This is a genomic window from Pseudomonas arcuscaelestis, assembly GCF_016881005.1.
GTDB classification, from domain to species: Bacteria; Pseudomonadota; Gammaproteobacteria; order Pseudomonadales; family Pseudomonadaceae; genus Aquipseudomonas; species Aquipseudomonas arcuscaelestis.
This window is the reverse complement of sequence record NZ_JACOPV010000068.1, coordinates 1-1,112: the sequence shown is the minus strand read 5'-3', so window position 1 is coordinate 1,112 and position 1,112 is coordinate 1. Positions and strand designations below refer to the sequence as shown.

The window sequence follows — 1,112 nt, the reverse complement described above, 5'->3', positions numbered from 1 at the left end:
GAGCTGGCTTGCCTGCGATAGCGCAATAACAGACGACAATGTAGTCGACTGACACGCCGCCATCGCAGGCAAGCCAGCTCCCACAAATTCGATTTACGCTTAAAAATGAAACCGGTTTCAGAGGTAAACAACAATGCACAAATACCCCGTCTCCATCAGCCTCTCCAGCTACGGCGCCGATTGGGTCCGCCTGCAAGGCCAGCTCAGTTTTGTCGAGTTGCTCAAAGCCGCCGGTGCTCAACGCATCGAATGGCGCGAAGAGTTACTGACCACTGAGCAACCTGCCGAGCTGGCCCAGGCCGCTGCGCAACATCACCTCGAATCGGTGTTTTCATCGCCTCTGGAGCTGTGGGTCGCCGGCCGCGCCCAGCCCAATGCCGAACTCGCCGCCACCCTCGACCGCGCCCAGGCCTTTGGTGCGCGCTGGCTCAAAGTCTCCCTCGGCTATTTCACCGACACCAACGACCTGGAAAGCCTGCACGCCCTGCTCGCCCGTCACCCGGTGCAATTGCTGGTAGAAAACGACCAGACCCTGCACGGCGGGCGCATCGAGCCGATGCAGCGTTTTTTCACCGAAGTTGAACGCCTGGGTTTGCCCGTGAAGATGACCTTTGACATCGGCAACTGGCAGTGGCAAGACCAATCCGCCCTCACCGCCGCGCGGCTGTTGGGCCGGCATGTGGACTACCTGCATTGCAAGGCCGTGGCCCGGCGTGCGGATGGCAAGCTGGTAGCGCTGCCGCCCGGCGCCACCGACCTGCATCTGTGGGAACAACTGCTCAAGCATATGACTCAAGGGATAACCCGGGCGGTGGAATTCCCGTTGCAGGGCGATGACCTGATCGCGGTCACTGCGCAACAAGTCGCCACCCTCGCCGTCCTTGGCCAACCTCGCGTGGAGAGTGCCCATGTCTGAAATCGATATTCTTTCGTTCGGTGAAACCATGGCGATGTTTGTCGCCGAGCAGACCGGTGATTTGGCCCAAGTGGCGCAGTTTCACAAGCGTATTGCAGGCGCCGACAGCAATGTCGCCATCGGTCTGTCGCGATTGGGTTTTAACGTCGCTTGGCTGAGCCGAGTGGGCAACGATTCGCTGGGGCGGTTCGTCGTC

General features: G+C 60.3%; 2 protein-coding genes. Both read left to right on the top strand.

The annotated features are described in order from the left end of the window. Positions 1–133 precede the first annotated feature (133 nt). Complete coding sequence (locus H8F21_RS29295; RefSeq protein WP_194938109.1) at positions 134–916, top strand: sugar phosphate isomerase/epimerase family protein; 783 nt, start codon at positions 134–136, stop codon at positions 914–916. After that, a partial coding sequence (locus tag H8F21_RS29290) for a PfkB family carbohydrate kinase (protein WP_236043278.1) occupies positions 909–1,112 on the top strand: 204 nt, incomplete at its 3' end. The genes H8F21_RS29295 and H8F21_RS29290, both read left to right, overlap by 8 nt.